Annotated in this window: 19 protein-coding genes; 14 read left to right on the top strand and 5 right to left on the bottom strand. The window is 64.7% G+C overall.

Annotated elements, in window-relative coordinates; all coding sequences use genetic code 11:
- Complete coding sequence (locus tag ACXJKC_RS01115; protein ID WP_456694819.1) at positions 1-1,050, bottom strand: serine hydrolase domain-containing protein; 1,050 nt, start codon at positions 1,048-1,050, stop codon at positions 1-3.
- A gap of 225 nt (positions 1,051-1,275) precedes the next feature.
- Between ACXJKC_RS01115 and speB the strand changes: the two genes are divergently transcribed.
- Positions 1,276-2,292 (top strand): agmatinase, encoded by a 1,017-nt coding sequence (gene speB, locus ACXJKC_RS01110; RefSeq protein ID WP_456694818.1) that lies wholly within the window; start codon positions 1,276-1,278, stop codon positions 2,290-2,292.
- Positions 2,293-2,306: 14 nt separating this feature from the next.
- On the opposite strand, the gene ACXJKC_RS01105 is transcribed toward speB, so the two are convergent.
- From ACXJKC_RS01105 to ACXJKC_RS01095, 3 genes are read right to left on the bottom strand one after another with little or no spacing between them, the layout of a single operon-like run.
- The gene (locus ACXJKC_RS01105; protein ID WP_456694817.1) at positions 2,307-3,521 is read right to left on the bottom strand and encodes an MFS transporter; all 1,215 of its coding nucleotides are present in this window, start codon (positions 3,519-3,521) and stop codon (positions 2,307-2,309) included.
- Entirely contained in the window at positions 3,518-4,531 is a 1,014-nt protein-coding gene (locus ACXJKC_RS01100; protein ID WP_456694816.1) for an App1 family protein, read from the bottom strand. The genes ACXJKC_RS01105 and ACXJKC_RS01100 overlap by 4 nt, the downstream gene beginning before the upstream one ends.
- A gap of 36 nt (positions 4,532-4,567) precedes the next feature.
- Positions 4,568-5,041: an SRPBCC family protein gene (locus tag ACXJKC_RS01095; protein ID WP_456694815.1), complete on the bottom strand. Its 474-nt coding sequence runs from the start codon at positions 5,039-5,041 to the stop codon at positions 4,568-4,570.
- A 134-nt stretch (positions 5,042-5,175) separates the two neighbouring features.
- Here ACXJKC_RS01095 and ACXJKC_RS01090 point away from each other — a divergent pair, with 134 nt between their 5' ends.
- From ACXJKC_RS01090 to ACXJKC_RS01060, 7 genes are all read left to right on the top strand, one after another.
- Positions 5,176-5,793, top strand: a complete 618-nt coding sequence (locus ACXJKC_RS01090; protein ID WP_456694814.1) for a phosphoribosylanthranilate isomerase — start codon at positions 5,176-5,178, stop codon at positions 5,791-5,793.
- A gap of 34 nt (positions 5,794-5,827) precedes the next feature.
- A complete protein-coding gene (locus ACXJKC_RS01085) occupies positions 5,828-5,992 on the top strand; it encodes a hypothetical protein (protein WP_456694813.1) in 165 nt (54 codons plus the stop codon).
- A gap of 19 nt (positions 5,993-6,011) precedes the next feature.
- Positions 6,012-6,149: a hypothetical protein gene (locus tag ACXJKC_RS01080; RefSeq protein ID WP_456694812.1), complete on the top strand. Its 138-nt coding sequence runs from the start codon at positions 6,012-6,014 to the stop codon at positions 6,147-6,149.
- Between the two features lie 193 nt (positions 6,150-6,342).
- Positions 6,343-6,516, top strand: a complete 174-nt coding sequence (locus ACXJKC_RS01075; RefSeq protein WP_456694811.1) for a hypothetical protein — start codon at positions 6,343-6,345, stop codon at positions 6,514-6,516.
- Between the two features lie 9 nt (positions 6,517-6,525).
- Positions 6,526-7,095, top strand: a complete 570-nt coding sequence (locus ACXJKC_RS01070; RefSeq protein ID WP_456694810.1) for a cysteine hydrolase family protein — start codon at positions 6,526-6,528, stop codon at positions 7,093-7,095.
- A 114-nt stretch (positions 7,096-7,209) separates the two neighbouring features.
- Positions 7,210-7,458, top strand: coding sequence for an SCO4226 family nickel-binding protein (locus ACXJKC_RS01065; protein WP_456694809.1), 249 nt, complete (start codon positions 7,210-7,212; stop codon positions 7,456-7,458).
- A gap of 2 nt (positions 7,459-7,460) precedes the next feature.
- Positions 7,461-8,261 (top strand): class I SAM-dependent methyltransferase, encoded by an 801-nt coding sequence (locus ACXJKC_RS01060; RefSeq protein ID WP_456694808.1) that lies wholly within the window; start codon positions 7,461-7,463, stop codon positions 8,259-8,261.
- Positions 8,262-8,284: 23 nt separating this feature from the next.
- On the opposite strand, the gene ACXJKC_RS01055 is transcribed toward ACXJKC_RS01060, so the two are convergent.
- Positions 8,285-8,761 (bottom strand): hypothetical protein, encoded by a 477-nt coding sequence (locus ACXJKC_RS01055; protein ID WP_456694807.1) that lies wholly within the window; start codon positions 8,759-8,761, stop codon positions 8,285-8,287.
- A 75-nt stretch (positions 8,762-8,836) separates the two neighbouring features.
- On the opposite strand from ACXJKC_RS01055, the gene ACXJKC_RS01050 reads away from it, so the two are divergent.
- The 6 genes from ACXJKC_RS01050 to ACXJKC_RS01025 all read left to right on the top strand — a co-directional run bounded on the left by ACXJKC_RS01050 (position 8,837) and on the right by ACXJKC_RS01025 (position 15,246).
- Positions 8,837-9,247 (top strand): VOC family protein, encoded by a 411-nt coding sequence (locus ACXJKC_RS01050; RefSeq protein WP_456694806.1) that lies wholly within the window; start codon positions 8,837-8,839, stop codon positions 9,245-9,247.
- A gap of 91 nt (positions 9,248-9,338) precedes the next feature.
- Positions 9,339-10,373 carry a phosphatase PAP2 family protein gene (locus ACXJKC_RS01045; RefSeq protein WP_456694805.1) on the top strand — a complete coding sequence of 345 codons (1,035 nt, stop codon included), beginning with the start codon at positions 9,339-9,341 and terminating at the stop codon, positions 10,371-10,373.
- Positions 10,370-11,965, top strand: a complete 1,596-nt coding sequence (locus ACXJKC_RS01040) for an ArnT family glycosyltransferase (protein WP_456694804.1) — start codon at positions 10,370-10,372, stop codon at positions 11,963-11,965. Before ACXJKC_RS01045 ends, ACXJKC_RS01040 begins: the two co-directional genes overlap by 4 nt.
- A gap of 179 nt (positions 11,966-12,144) precedes the next feature.
- The gene (locus ACXJKC_RS01035; protein ID WP_456694803.1) at positions 12,145-13,461 is read left to right on the top strand and encodes an extracellular solute-binding protein; all 1,317 of its coding nucleotides are present in this window, start codon (positions 12,145-12,147) and stop codon (positions 13,459-13,461) included.
- On the top strand, positions 13,458-14,402 hold the full coding sequence (locus tag ACXJKC_RS01030; RefSeq protein WP_456694802.1) for a carbohydrate ABC transporter permease: 945 nt from the start codon (positions 13,458-13,460) through the stop codon (positions 14,400-14,402). The genes ACXJKC_RS01035 and ACXJKC_RS01030 overlap by 4 nt, the downstream gene beginning before the upstream one ends.
- A gap of 1 nt (position 14,403) precedes the next feature.
- Entirely contained in the window at positions 14,404-15,246 is an 843-nt protein-coding gene (locus ACXJKC_RS01025) for a carbohydrate ABC transporter permease (RefSeq protein ID WP_456694801.1), read from the top strand.
- The last annotated feature ends 1 nt before the right edge of the window (position 15,247 follow it).

The raw sequence follows: 15,247 nt of genomic DNA, 5'->3' as shown, positions 1-15,247 counted from the left end.
TCACGCTGGACGGTTCGCGGCGAGCTGCGTACGCACCAGGGCAGCAAGCGTGTCCGCGGCGTTGTCGTCGACGTTGGTCATCGTGACGATCGTGGTGCCCGAGACAGGATCGTGGCCGGCAAAAGACTGGAACCCGGGCAGCGAACCGTTGTGCCCCCACAGTCCGTCGAAGTTCGCGATGCCGAGTCCGTAGCTGACAGGGGCCCCAGGAACGGCAAACGTGTTGAGCCGATCGCGTTGTGTCTCATCGCGAAGCAGAGTGCCTACGGCAGTCGCCTCGACCAGGCGTCCGAGGTCGGCAGCTGTGGACACGAGACCGCCGGCAGCCCATGCCCATGACATGTTGATATGGGTCGCATCGACGAGCTGGCCACTGCGGCGGTGGTAGCCACGGACATGGGCATCCTGCAGGTCGGCGGCCGGGCGGTCGGGCGGGGGGAGCTCGGAGTCGCCCATGCCGAGCGGTGCGAACACGAGGTCACGGGCGACTTCCGTGACGGTTCGGCCGGTGAGCCGCTCGATGAGCAGTCCCAACACGATGTATCCGGAATTGCAGTACTCCCAGGAGGTGCCGGGCTCGAAGCGCTGTGGCTCACCACGCGTCAGGTCGAGCAGTTCTTCGGGGGCCCACACACGGTCCGGGTTGTCCCAGAGTGCGTCGATGAATGCTTCGGAGGTGTAGTCGGGCAAGCCCGAACGCATCGCGAGCAGGTGGCGTACCGTCACGCCGGGCGCGACCCCGAGGTCGGGTAGAAGGATGCTCAGGTCTTGGTCGAGCGCGAGCTCACCGGCATCGGCGAGGCACAGGACCGCAGTGCCCACAACTATCTTGGTGACACTGCCCACCCGCATCCGGCTGTTCGCCGTCAGCGGAGCACTCGTGGTCAGGTCCGAGACGCCGAGCGCGTGCACCCAGCCGGCGTCGATCGCGTCGTTGACGTGGACGATGGCTCCGGGGATCGACAGGCGTCGGCGTTCACTGTCGACCGCCGTGACGAGTTCACTTTCAGCGGCCGAACATACGGTTGCGAGGTGTTCATCTGCCGTCACGATTGCTCCTGGTTGTCATGGGCGGGCTCGGGGCTTGCATCCGCACCATTGTGGGGCACCAGTCGACGAAAGCACCTGGTACATCGACCCAGAGCGGGCTGACAACGCTCGGTCGATCGTCCAAGCCTTGGCGCGCCTTTGCTTCGTAGAGTCGAGGCAGATCGACCACGCACCCTTGCGTGGTCGGAATCGACACTGATGGCGGAAGAAGAGGCGAGGAGAATCGTGCCGGAAGACAGCACTTTTGCGGGACAGTCAGAACATGATCGCGCAGTCATCGTAGGGCCCCCGAGCGCGACGCAGCAGCTGCCACGATTTGCCGGTCCGTCGACGTTCGCAAGGTTGCCCCGTCTCGATGAGGTGGAGCACGCCGATGTCGCCATCCTGGGCGTGCCCTTCGACTCGGGAACGACGTATCGTCCGGGTGCTCGATTCGGTCCTGAGGCCGTGCGAGCGGGCTCGAAGCTCATCAGGCCCTACCACATCGGGCTCGAGATCGAACCGTGGTCGGTCATGCAGATCGCCGATGCGGGTGACGTCGGGGTCACGCCTTTCGATATTGCTGCCGCGATCGGCCAGATCGAGGTGGCGGCGCGCCAGCTCTACCGACAAGCAGATCGCATCGTCTCGATCGGTGGCGATCACACGATTGCCCTGCCGCTCTTGCGGGCCGCGTATGAACGCCATGGTCCGATCGCGCTGGTGCACTTCGATGCACACCTAGACACGTGGGACAACATGTTCGGAGCGCCACTGACGCATGGCACGCCATTTCGGCGAGCCACGGAGGAGGGTCTGCTCGCTGTGAACCACTGCGCCCACGTGGGTATCCGGCACACCACTCCGGCGGCGAAGGACTTCGCTGATGACAAGAAGCTCGGTTTCGCGACGATCACGACGCTCGACGTCGCACGCCGCGGCGTCTCGGAGGCGGCAGACAGGATTCGTGAGCGGGTGGGTGACAAACCGGTCTACCTGAGTATCGATATCGACGTACTCGACCCGGCTCATGCACCGGCAACCGGTACACCTGAGCCTGGCGGGCTGACGACGAGGGAATTGCAGCTGCTGCTCTTTTCCCTGGCGGGCCTGGACATCATCGGCGCGGATATCGTCGAGGTCTCTCCTGCCTATGACCACGCGCAGATCACCGCGCTTGCCGCAGCTGGCCTGACGTTCGATCTGCTGGCCCTGTTGGCCCACGCCCGGTTCCCGGGACGGCTGACCGACGCGCACGGATGATCGAGGCACAAGGCTCAGCTCGTGCGGCCCTCACGCCGTTTCACGGAGACGAGTAGCCCCAACGACGCCGCCTGCAGCACGGCGACGATCGCGATCAGAAGTGGCAATGACCGGGGATACAGGTACCCGGCCGCAGCACCGCCGAGGATCGCCGCCCCGCCTTGGACCGCGGCGAACGTCCCGTAGGCGGTCGCGAGCCGGGTCGGGGGGACCAGATCCGCGACGAGTGCCTTGACCGTCGAGTCCTGCAGCCCCACCGCAACACCCCAGATCGCCACGCCGACCAGCACCGCTGAGATCTGTGGTGCGAACACCAAGGCCGGGACGGCCGAGACCAGCACCGGAAGCGCGAACAGCACCCCGCCGCCGAAGCGGTCGTAGGCCCAGCCTGTGGCGAGCGCTGCGACCGCAGCCGAAGCCATCGCGAGGGCGTAGACGACGGGGACCACGCCGGTGGGCACCAGATCGTCGTCGACGAGATGGAATCCGATGAGCCCGAAACTGACCAGCCCGGCTGTGGCCAGGCCGGCGGCGGTCGCGAACCGGTAGAACGATCCTGGCAGGGACGCGGTGGTGCTCGCGGGTGTTGACGCCGTGACGTCAGCTTGTGGGGGAGGCTCTGGAGACACGCGCATGTGCCCGCGGACGATGACCAGCACGATCATCGCGGCGGCACCTGGGACGGCCAGGACGGCCAATGCCGGCCAGATCGATGTGGTCACGGCGATGACGGCGGCCACGATCAGCGGTCCGGCGAATGCGCCGACTTGATCCAGTGCCTTGTGAACGCCGAATCCGCGCCCGCGACCGACGTCGCGGGCGGCCACCGCGAGCAACGCCGACTTCGAGGGGCTTCGCACGGCTTTGCCGGTGCGTTCGGCCAGGATCAGCAGACACGCGACGCTCAGACCGGCCCCGCCGATGAACGGCGTCAGCGCCAGTAGAGGCACCGATACCGCTGTGAGCCCGTAGCCGATCATGGTCAGGTTCCAGTACTGGCCCGTGCGGTCGGCCATGGTGCCGAAGAACAATCTCAGCACCAACGCGGCCGCTTCACCGGCACCGGTTACGACGCCGACGACGAATGCTGATGCACCGAGGCTCGCGAGCAGCGGACCCGTGATGGACCGCGCACCCTCGTAGACCAGGTCGGCAAGCAGGCTGACGATTCCGAATGCGACGATCGCCCGCCAGGGCGACCAGTTCTGACTGGCGGAAGAGTCCGTCACAGGAGACCGAGCGTTTCAGCGTGCTCTCTGACCGCCTCGCTGTCCGCGGCGAGTACGAACGGGACGTCGGGCGCCCAGGTCTGCGCCACTCGCTCCACGGTCCCGTCGCCAGGGTCCAGGCGGACTTCGCGGATGTAGACCGCGAGGATGCGGCCGGGATGCGAGCGCACGATGTCGGCGTAGATCTGTGGGTCCTTCTCGCCCGAGTCGCCGATCAGTACGAACGGCAGATCCGGGTGAAAATCGAGGATCTCGCGGATGCGTCCGTGCTTCTGCTCGCGCCCCTCGGCGGTGCCCAGAAGATCGCGCAACAACAGCGGGCCGGCCGGGAAGCCGTGGTGATCCAGGAAAGCGGTCAGAAATGCATGCAGATTCCACGGGCTCGACGAGACGTAGAACACCGGATTCGCAGCTCCGGCGAGATCGCGGTACAGGGCGGCCGCGCCCGGGAAGGGCTCACGGGTCAGTGCCGATCCGGTGAACGTCTGCAAGAGCATCTGCGCGGTGCGCTGGACTCCGGTTTTGATGACGGTGTCGTCGATATCGGAGATGACCCCGAAGTGTGCCGTCTGGTCGGGGACCCGCACGTCGACAGGTGTCGCGTGAGGCTCCGTCAGACCCCGGTACTCGCCGTTGAGTGACACGGTCCCGGTGGTCCAGGGGGAGAGGAGCTGCGCGGCCTGCGGAATCGGCACGACGAAGTACCCATCGACATCGGTGAATGCGTCGACTCGCGAGGTTCCCACCTGGATCTTTAAGGGGACGCCGGGCAGTTCGTGTGTCAGGAAGTTCTGCACGCTCCGGCGGACCGCCGCGCCGAGACCTTCGCCTTCGGCGGCCTTCGAGGGTTCGAGGTTGTCGAGGACGCGTCCTCGAACGATGAGTCCTTCGGGTCCACCGTGGCCGCCGTACGACTCGATCCGAAAGCTTGTCGGAGCCGATGTGGACGACTTCAGCCGCGCCGATTCGAGGAGCCGTTCGACCTTGGTGACCCATCGGCTCGCTGCCATGGAACCACCGTATCGGCGAACCCTCTGGCACGTGCTCTAGAGGGCCTCCAGCACATCAGGGTTCCCGCACGCCCGGCCGAATGCGGCGATCCGGGCCCGGATTTCGCGACCCAACAACCACCGGCCGATCGGATCGGCGACCGGAGCCGACCAGGCCGGCCGGGCGGACCAGGTGTACTTCCACACGACCCGGGTCCCGGCCACGCCGTCCTGGTGTTCGGGGGCGAAACGCCAACCGCCCCCGAAGGTCGCGAAGAACCAGGGACCTTTTTCCATCGTCATTCCGACCGACGTGGGTGGCCGGTACGAGACGTAGCGGCTGATCATCGTCGGGCCGATGCGCGCTCGGGTGAGGGTGCGTACATCCTTGCCCGGCCGGTCGGCGTCGATCAGGTGCTGGTGCCGGATGAACGGGTCCCAACTCAGGCGGACCTCTCCGGTCGTCTGCGAGACAGCGAACGCCGTGTCAGGCTCGACCGCGACCCACACCTCTGCTGTGACTTGGGGCATGCAGCGCAGCATGTCACGTCCTGCCCGCGAACTCGTCGACGGCTTTCTGGATCACGTGGCCGACGCTCCGTAGGCGCATTTCGGGTACGGAGGCCGGCTCCGCTGAAGGAGGGTCCTCCTGCGAGAATCACCGCATGTACGTCAAGATCTGCGGCCTCAGAGATCCCGAACACGCACGCGTGGCTGTGGGCGCCGGGGCACACGCCGTCGGCGTGGTTATGAACCGGACGAGCTCTCGCCGAGCCACCGACGACGAGGCGACCGCGGTGATCTCAGCAGTGCACGGACGGGCCGAGACGGTGCTCGTCGTGAATGACATGCCGGCTCACGAAGCTGCCGCGACGGCACATCGGCTCGGATTCGACATCCTGCAGCTGCACGGACCTGCGTATCGCGTTGATGACTTCGCCACTGCCTTGGAGGTCGTGCCACGGATATGGCGTGCGACGTCATTGGATGGCGGATCGGTCCCGCAGGTAGGGGAGTACGGCGACGAGATGCTGCTTCTGGATTCCCCGAAACCGGGATCGGGGGAGCGATGGGATCTCTCGGCCCTGGCAACCAGCGCTCCGGACGGCAAGTGGTTGCTCGCCGGCGGATTGTCGCCCGACAACGTCGCCGATGCCGTGCAGGCGGTAAGGCCCTGGGGTGTGGACGTCTCGAGCGGGGTGGAGATCGCTCCGGGGCAGAAGGACGCGAGTCTGATTGAGACGTTCATCGAGGCAGCGGTCAGGAATCGCACCTTCCGGTAGGTGTCAGCTCGACGTACCTGGGTATCTATGGTCCATGACGACACCTGGGAACGGACATCACGAAGCACCCGATGAGGGCGGTCAGCTGGCCAATCAAGGTCCGGTGCCAGCAGAGCCCGAAGACGTGTCGGACACCGGCGAGAAGCGCGGAGACCTCGCACCGCAGGCCGGGGGACCGGCCGACGAAGAAGAGAGCTGACGAACGCAAGGAGACGATCATGAGCGAGACACCTTTCGAATCGGACCCCACGATCGAGCCGGTCGACCCCGATGAGCCGACGACGACTGTGCCGGGCGGAATCGAGGAAGATCCCGACGGGGGAATCGTGCCGCCCGATCCGACCGAGGACATCTGATCCATAAAAAGGGCCCCGGTCTCGCAAGGGGATCCGGGGCCCGAAGAGGCTGGCTTCCCGCCTGCGTAAGTCGGGGGTGAGCCGTCTTCGTAGTGGGTCGCCTGCCGCCCGGCGCCAAGGCGTCAGACACGACCATATTACCTCGCAAGACACTGCGATACCAGTCAAATATGTCGACTGATCAGGAGTTGCCATGACGATCTTTCCGGACGATTCCGGTTCCCTGTCCGAAGACGATCCAGACGCCGAGCCGGGGCCATCAGCAGAAGGGCCCACCGTTGACCCGGCGGTTGATCCAGGTGCCGAACCGGCAACCGAACCTCCAGTGGATCCGGAAGCGCCGCTGATCGAGCCGACCGATCCGTGAGGGCCCGCAGTGTCTGATCCGCACACCGTGGATGCGCTGGTTCTGATCGACTTGCAGACCGACTACTTCGAAGCCCCTGAACTGCAGCAGCGATCTGAATCACTGGTGTCGACATGCAACCGCCTGATACGTCGGGCGGCGGCTGCTGGAGCGCCGGTGTTCGAGATCCGGACCGAGCACGCAGCTGACGCGAGCACTTGGACGCTCAATATGCGAGATGACGGCGAAGGCGTGGTGATCGAGGGGACCAAGGGCGCGCAGCGAGTCGACGGGCTGGACGCGAACGGGACGATCGAGATTGTCAAGACCCGGGACAGCGCATTTCATCAGACGGCTCTGAGCGGGATGCTGCGTGAGCGGCGGGTCGAGTCGATCGCAGTGTGCGGTGTGTCGACTGAGTCGTGTGTCGCTTTGACCGCCTCAGATGCGTATGCGCACGATCTTCGGGTCGTCCTCGTGGCGGATGCCATCGCCTCCAGCAAGCCCCAACATCACGACCACACGCTCGGACTGCTCAGCGAGCAATATCGTCAGCCCGTGGTGGATGCGGATCAGGTCGGTTTCAACCACCCGCAGTAGCGATCCCGAGCCTGGAATTCGGGCCGATGGTCCCGTGTGGATCGCGGTTTTCGGGCGTACGTTGAAATGGCAGCGTGGTGCTGTGCCATGCCGCGTGTGAAGGAGATGGTGAAAATGCCTGAATTCATGGATGTCCACCGCGGAATGACTGGTATCAGCGCCGAGGATCTGTCGGCGGCGCACGCTGCCGACCTGGCGATCCAGAGCGAGGAAGGGGTCGACTTCAAGCAGGCCTGGGCTGATCCGGACAGCGGTGTCATCTACTGCCTTTCCGAGGCACCTTCGGCCGAAGCGGTCCAGCGCATCCACCAACGTGCCGGTCATCCGGCCGATGAGATCCATGCCGTGCCGCTGAGCGTCTAACGGTGAACCAGTTCGCCGGGTCGATTCCCGACGTCTACGAACGACTGATGGTCCCGATGATCTTCCGGGCCGCGGCGACCAGGCTGGCGGCCATCGTGGCCCGATCGGCACCACACGACGTGCTCGAGACGGCGGCGGGCACCGGGGTGTTGACTCGCGCGCTGATGCAGAGCTGTCCCGAGGCGCACATCGTCGCGACGGACCTCAGCCAGCCGATGTTGGACGTGGCGGCGGCGCAGATGCCTGACAGCGCGCTCGTGTCGCGGCAACAGGCCGATGCGCTCTCCTTGCCGTTCGAGGCGGGTTCCTTCGATGTCGTGGTCTGCCAATTCGGGGTTATGTTCTTCCCCGACCGGGTCCGCGGCTATCGCGAGGCGCGCAGGGTCTTGCGACCACAAGGATCGTTCATCTTCAACGTGTGGGACAGGATCGAACACAACGCTGTGACAGCCGTGATCGAATCGGCACTGAGCGAGGCTGTCCCGACGAGCCCGTTCGCGTTCATGAGTCGAGGTCCGCACGGCTACTTCTCGACCGATCAGATCCGAGCTGACCTGGGGGCTGCGGGCATGGCCGTCGTCAGCACCACTGAAGTCGACGGCCTCGCCAGGAGCACTCCCGGCGAGGCGGCGGTCGCGTTCTGCCACGGCACCCCATTGCGTCTTGAGATCGAAGATCACGAGACGCTGGACGTCGCCGCTGCCACGGTTCTCGCTGAAGCGGCGTTGGTCCGTCACTTCGGGCCAGGCCCGTTCGAGGCGCCGATCCGATCGATCGAGGTCATCGCCCAAGCCAGGGCCTGACGCCATGGGCCAGGTCGTGGCAATCAGGGCTTGCCGGCGGCCAGCTTCGAATCGACGGCCCGCAGGCTGGACCGCAAGGAGAAGTAGGACAACGCGCCCAGCCCCAGGAAGAACAGGACACCGAGGACCAGGAACACGACCGTCGCCGACGGTGCGGTCAGCGTGATCTTCCCGTCGTCCCGGACCCATATCTCCACCCGGTCACCCACATCGGGCCCCGAAGAGCAGGTCCTGGCCCAACCGGTACGGAGTTCGCCGTCCTGGGTCCATTCGAGTTGGGTCTCGTAGTCGCGCCCTTTGCAGCTGCCGCTGCCAGGGACCTCGTCGATGACAGTTCCGTGGGTCTGCAGGACCCGGGATTCGTCGTCCCAGCCCTGCCGCTCCGAGGAGAAGAGGAAGGCAACCAGGCCGATGCACGCCACGGCGAGCAGCACACTGACCGCGATCGCCGACACAATCAGCTCGCGACGTCGACGCAGGAGCGCCTGATGGTCTGTCACGCCGACCAGCGTACGGAAGGTCGCTTCTGGGGCGAGTCCGGGAGTAGCGTGAGCCCACCGTGTATTGGAGGAATCATGTCGAACCTTGTCGTACATTTCGAGATCAACGCTTCTGACCCGGAGGAACTCATCGAGTTCTACTCCGAGCTGCTCGGCTGGAAGTTCGAGCAATGGGGCGAGATGTCCTACTGGGGCATCGACACCGGCGAGGGGTCGGTCAGGAACGATACTGAAGGCGGCACGAAAGGGCTGGGCATCAACGGCGGGCTGACCCAGCGTCCCGGTCCGCGACCCGAGCCGGGTTCGCCCGTCAACGGCTGCAACGTCGTGGTGGCGGTCGATGACGTCGACGAACTGTTCGCCCGCGGGATCGAGCTGGGGGGCTCGCAGGCCCTGGCCCCTGAGACCATGCCCGGGGTCGGACGTCTTGCCTACCTGCTCGACCCGGACGGCAACGTCTTCGGGCTCCTCACGCCAACCATGTAGATGCAGCCGATTGCCCCAGCGGAGGCATTATCGTGATCTCGGGCGCATCCGGCGACCCGCCGTGACGACGCGCACGGACTGAGAGATCGAGGTGCCCGCCATCACGTCCCACACAGGCACAGCCACCGACACAAGAACGGACGATCCGGCGACGACCGCGCGCTGGTGGATCTGGACCTGGGTGGTCGTGATCGTTTTCGGCGCGATCGCGTTGTGGCGCTCCCAGCAAGTGGACGTGCCATTCCGGGATCCGGACGGCCGGGTCTTCACCTCGCGGATCCTGTTGTCGTACGGGATCTTGATCGTCCTCATCCTTCTCGACGGTGCGGTGCGAGCCGGCCGGCGGGACTGGACGATCAAGAAGATGGCCCAGGCGATCGCCGCGCGATGGACACCCGACCGGATCGCTCTGGCGGTGACCGGGCTGCTGGCCTATCACCTGGTGTACACGTTCTACCGCAATCTGAAGAGCTGGAACGCATTTCGTACCCAGTACGACGACGAGCTGCTGAAACTGGATCGTTGGCTCTTCTTCGGCCACGATCCCGCCCAGTTGCTGCATGACCTGTTCGGCGAGCAGGTGGCACCGCATATCTTCCGGGCGATCTACGAGTCGTTCTCGATCATGGTGCCGATCTCTTTCGTGGCGGCATTGGTGTTCGCACCCCGTATCCGTGAGGGGTACGTCTTCTTGACGTCCGCGATGTGGGTGTGGATCCTGGGTGTGGGTTCGTACTACCTGATTCCCGCGATCGGACCGTTCGACTCGGCACCCCACTTGTTCGCCGGTCTCGACCCCACGAGCGTCACCGCGACCCAGGCCAAGTACATGGCAGAACGTGCTGAGTTGTTGAGCGATCCCGGTCTGGCCGATTCCTTCGCGAGCATCGGGGCATTCGCGAGCCTGCATACCGGCTTCACCTTCTTGGTCGTGTTGATGATGCGCTACTACGGATTCCATCGGATCTCGCAGATACTCGGCGTCTACCTGGTCGCCGTGATGGTCTCGACGATCTACCTCGGCTGGCACTTCGTGCTCGACGACGTCGCCGGATTGCTGATCGCCTGGGCAGCCGTACGCTTGGGACGTCTGACAGTCCACCCGCCCGGGAGGTTCCAGGTGTGACGTTGCTGGACGAACGGGTCACCGATTTCGGGACCCGTCTGCGTGACTCGATGGTCCGTTGGTGGCTGCTGTGCGCCGCCATCGTGATCGTGTTGCGTATGCCGTTCATCAATGTCCCGCTGGGAATCGACGAGGGCGGTGACTCGTTCGTGGCCCGGGCCTGGGGTTCGACCGAGGGTTCGATGTACGGGGGATCATGGCTCGACCGGCCGCCGCTCCTGGTGCTGATCTACAAGGTCGGTGTCCTCGGTGGGGACCTGGGAGTCCGGCTGCTCGGCATGCTGGCCGCACTCCTGCTCCTGACCGCGACGATGGTCATCGCCCATCGGATCGCGGGTGCGCGTGCTGCCAGAATCACCGGTGTCATCACCGCCGTGATGACCTCGTCGGTCGTGTTGGGCGCCGTCTTCACCGGCAATGAGTTATTGGCCAGTGTGCCCGCGACCTACTCGATCCTGGCCCTGATGTGGGCCAGAGACGCCCAGCGGCCGCGTCGCTGGCTGTACGCCGCGGGGCTTTTCGCGACCTGCGCGTTGCTGATCAAGCAGTCGTTCGGCGAGGTGCTGGTCGCCGGCATCATCTTCCTGCTCGTCAGCTGGTTGACACGGACGCGTTCGGGGTTCGACATCACCTGGGTCTGGTGGTGGCTGGCCGGCATCGTGACGCCATTGCTTGTGACCTTCGCGTGGTTCGAGGCGTACTCCGTCGGTGCGCGATCCTTCGTCTACGCCGTGGCGGGATTCCGGCTCGACAGCCTCGCCCAGCTGAGCGGCTCACCGCATGGTGCCGGCTCGATGCTTCTACGTCTGGGCCTGCCCATCGCCTTGGTGTCGGGATGCCTGTTCCTTGTGCCCTGGGCGGTCTCGTGGCTGGTCCGACGCCGGACCGATCCGCAGTTGGTACTTCCACTGGGGGCTTGGCTGCTCATCGGATTCATCGCGATCGCCGGTGGTGGCAACTACTACCCGCACTACTTCATCCAGCCTGTCGCCGCTCTCGCGGTGTTGTCGGGTTGCGCATTGGCAGCGACTCGGCGCCAGCGACTGGCTTGGTCCACCGCATTCATGGTTGTCGTGCTGGCGATCGGCAATGTCGCTGTGGGCTCGGCGCTCAGATCCATGGACCCGCCACAGCAACGCACGCTCGCGGTGGCCGACTACCTGCAGTCCAATGCCCACCCCGGCGACACGTTGTACGTCTTGTACGCGCGGGCGAATCTGCTCTATTACGCCGACATGGAGACGCCGTATCCATATTCATGGGCTCAGATGGTGCGCACCGTCCCGAACGCCGAGAACCGGCTGCGCGACATGCTCCGGTCGCCCGTAGAACGGCCGACCTGGATCGTCCAGTGGCAGCGCGCCACGATCTTCGGGATGGACGCGTCGGGTGAGACCAGACGCCTGATCGCCAAGCACTACGTCGAGGCCGACGAGATCTGTGGCAAGCGGGTGCTGATCAGGCGGGATGAGGCCGTCCGGCCGCTCGAGGACTCCAGGCACGGCGAGTGTGCGACCTTGGAAGTGCCGCGTCATCTCGGCCCGAACTCCTCGCGTTCGCCCGAAGACAGCGCCGACTATCTGTGGCAATAGCGCTGTCGGACGTCACCACCGCAGTACGTGCGGCAACGCGAGCATGATGAAGTTCAGCACTCCGGCCGACGAAGACACCCTGCCGCAGCGGTTGCGCACCTCCTAGGACGGGTTTACGGTCGAATCACTCTGTAGTCCACGCCATATCGGCGCAGTCACGGGGTGGTTCGGAGGGTTCGATGGTCGTACGTCCAATTCGCAAGGTCGCTGCGGGGGTCGCCGCTGCGGCACTCGCGATGACCACACTTGCCGCATGTGGTTCGGGCGGTGGCAAACCGACGCTCAACTGGTACATCAACCCCGACGCCCAAGAGACGGTCAAGAAGATCGCGGCAGGATGCAGCACCGACGACTACAAGATCGCGGTCCAGTTGCTCCCGGCGAGCGCGACCGATCAGCGAACACAGCTCGCGCGACGCTTGGCCGCCAAGGACAGCTCGACCGATCTGATGAGTCTCGATCCGGTCTTCGTTCCGGAATTCGCCAGCGCCAAATGGCTCGCGCCCTTCAAGGGAGAGCAAGCGACGAAGGCCGTCGACGACGATGTGCTCAAGGGGGCCGCCGAACCGGCCACCTGGGACGGTGAGGTTGTCGTCGCGCCGCAATGGGCCAATACGCAGGTGCTGTGGTTCCGCAAATCGCTCGCCGAGGCTGCCGGGCTCGACATGAGCCAACCCGTCACGTGGGACCAGGTGATCGACGCGGCCAGCGACAATGGCGGCTCGGTCGGCGTCCAGGCCAACAAGTACGAGGGCTACGTCGTATGGCTCAACTCCCTGATCCAGGGTGCGGGCGGAAATATCCTCGACCCCGCCACAGTCGAAGACGGGCGCGATGCCAAGGTCACGATCGATTCGCGGGCCGGCAAGGACGCGGCCGCAGTCGTGCAGAAACTCGCCGACTCGCCTGCATCCCAGCCTGATCTGTCGACCTCCAACGAGGGCACGAGCCTCGGTGCGATGTTCCCGTCCGAAGGTGCCGGCGAGTTCATGGTCAATTGGACCTTCGCCTACAAGAACTACGAAGGTCTGATCGGCAAGCCGGGAGGTCCCGCAGATGAGGCGGGCTTCGACGATCTCGGCTGGGCCCGCTATCCGCGCACCGTCGCCGGCGAGGAGTCCAAGCCGCCGATCGGCGGTATCGACATCGGTGTGGGCGCATTCTCCAAACATCTCGACTTCGCGCACGAGGCGGCCTTGTGTGTCTCGAGCCCCGAGGCCCAGACGTCATTGGCTGTCGAGAATGGGCTGATGCCGTCGCGCCAGTCCGTCTACGATTCGGCGGCGCTCAAGGAGGCCTATCCCGCCGATCTGCTGAAGCTGTTCAGCGAAAGCGTCGACACCGGCGGCCCCAGGCCGCAGAGCGCGTTCTACAGCCAGATCTCCAGTGCGGTGCAGGCCAGGTGGCACTCGCCGACCTCGGTCAACCCGTCGTCGACGCCCGAGAAGTCGGCCGCATTCCTCAAGGCGATCCTGAGCGGGAAGGCACTGTTGTGAGTACCACGGCCCCCAGCACGTCCAAACACCTCAAGTCCAAGCCGGAGAACCAAGTCTCCGACCGGTCCCGGGTCGAGAACTCATTGGGACGCAGACTCGTGGCGCCGGCGATCATCCTGATGCTTGTCGTCACGGCATTTCCGATGCTGCGCGCTTTGTATCTCTCGTTGTTCGACTACTCGCTCACGGCCCCGGACGATCGCGAGTTCGTCGGACTGGGCAACTACGTGACGGCGCTGACCGACTGGCTGTTCTGGAAGACGACCCTCAACACCGTGGGCATCATGATCATCACGGTGGCGTTCGAGCTCGTCATCGGTTTCGCATTCGCGATGGTCATGCACAAGATCATCTTCGCGCGGGGCGCGATCCGAACGTCGATCCTGATTCCGTACGGAGTCATCACCGTGGTTTCGGGCTTCGCCTGGCAGTTCGCGTTCTCCAATACCAACGGCTTCGTCAACAGTTGGCTGCCTTTCACACCCGACGACTTCAACTGGTTCGGCCAGTACTGGTCGTCGATGATCGCGATCATGGCCTCGGAGATATGGAAGACGACCCCGTTCATGTCGCTGCTCCTGTTGGCCGGGTTGGCGCAGGTGTCCGAAGACATGCTGGAGGCGGCAAAAGTCGACGGTGCAACCTGGTGGCAGCGATTGTTCCGGGTCATCCTGCCCAATATGCGGGCCGCGATCATGGTCGCGGTGCTGTTCCGCGCCCTCGACGCATACCGCATCTTCGACAACATCTTCGTCATGACGGCCGGCGCGAACAACACCGAGTCGATCTCGTTCTTGACGTATCGGCAGGTGATCGAACAGTTCCAGCTCGGCATCGGATCAGCGCTCTCGGTGTTGCTGTTCCTGTCCGTGCTGGTGGTGGCATTCGTGATCGTCAAACTGTTCAGAGTCAACCTCGCGGACGCACGGCAGGAGGGCTGACATGAAGAATCTGACCAACCGCATGGGCATGGTGTTCGGCTGCGCGCTGATTCTGATCTGGTGCCTGCTGCCGGTCGTGTGGATCATCTCGCTGTCCTTCAAGTCGCAGGAAGCTGTGACGGTGGGCAGCCCCGGATTCTTCCCGTCCGACGGCGGGGGAGCAGGCTGGCAGAACTACACCGATGTCTTGAACAACGAGCAGTTCCGACGGGCGATCTTCAACTCGATCGGGATCTCGCTGATCGCGACGCTCCTGTCGGTGATCTTCGCGACGCTCGCGGCGTACGCGATCGCACGATTGGAGTTCGTCGGCAAACGCTTCGTCCTGACCACAGCGCTCGTCATCGCGATGTTCCCGGTCGTGTCGCTGGTCGGCCCGCTGTTCGACATGTGGCGCACGTTCGGCATCTACGACACCTGGCCCGGGCTGATCATCCCGTACATGTCGTTCACGCTGCCGCTGGCGATCTGGACGCTGTCGGCGTTCTTCCGCGAAATCCCGTGGGAGATGGAACAGGCCGCGCAGGTCGACGGAGCGACGCAGTGGCAGGCGTTCCGCAAGGTCATCGTCCCGCTGGCAGCGCCCGGCGTGTTCACCGCCGCGATCCTGACGTTCTTCTTCGCCTGGAACGACTTCGTCTTCGGAATCTCCCTGACCTCGACCGAGAATGCACGTCCGATTCCAGCTGCCCTGTCGTTCTTCGTCGGTCCTGACCCGTTCAACCGGCCGGCGTCGCTGCTGGCCGCAGGTGCCGTGGTCGCCACGGTGCCGATCGTCGTCCTCGTCCTGTTTTTCCAGCGCAAGATCGTCGCCGGCCTCACCGCCGGCGCAGTGAAGGGTTGAT

The sequence above is a fragment of the Aeromicrobium sp. P5_D10 genome (assembly GCF_054049535.1).
Note: the sequence above shows the minus strand (reverse complement) of the source record. Positions and strands in the feature narration are given on the sequence as shown.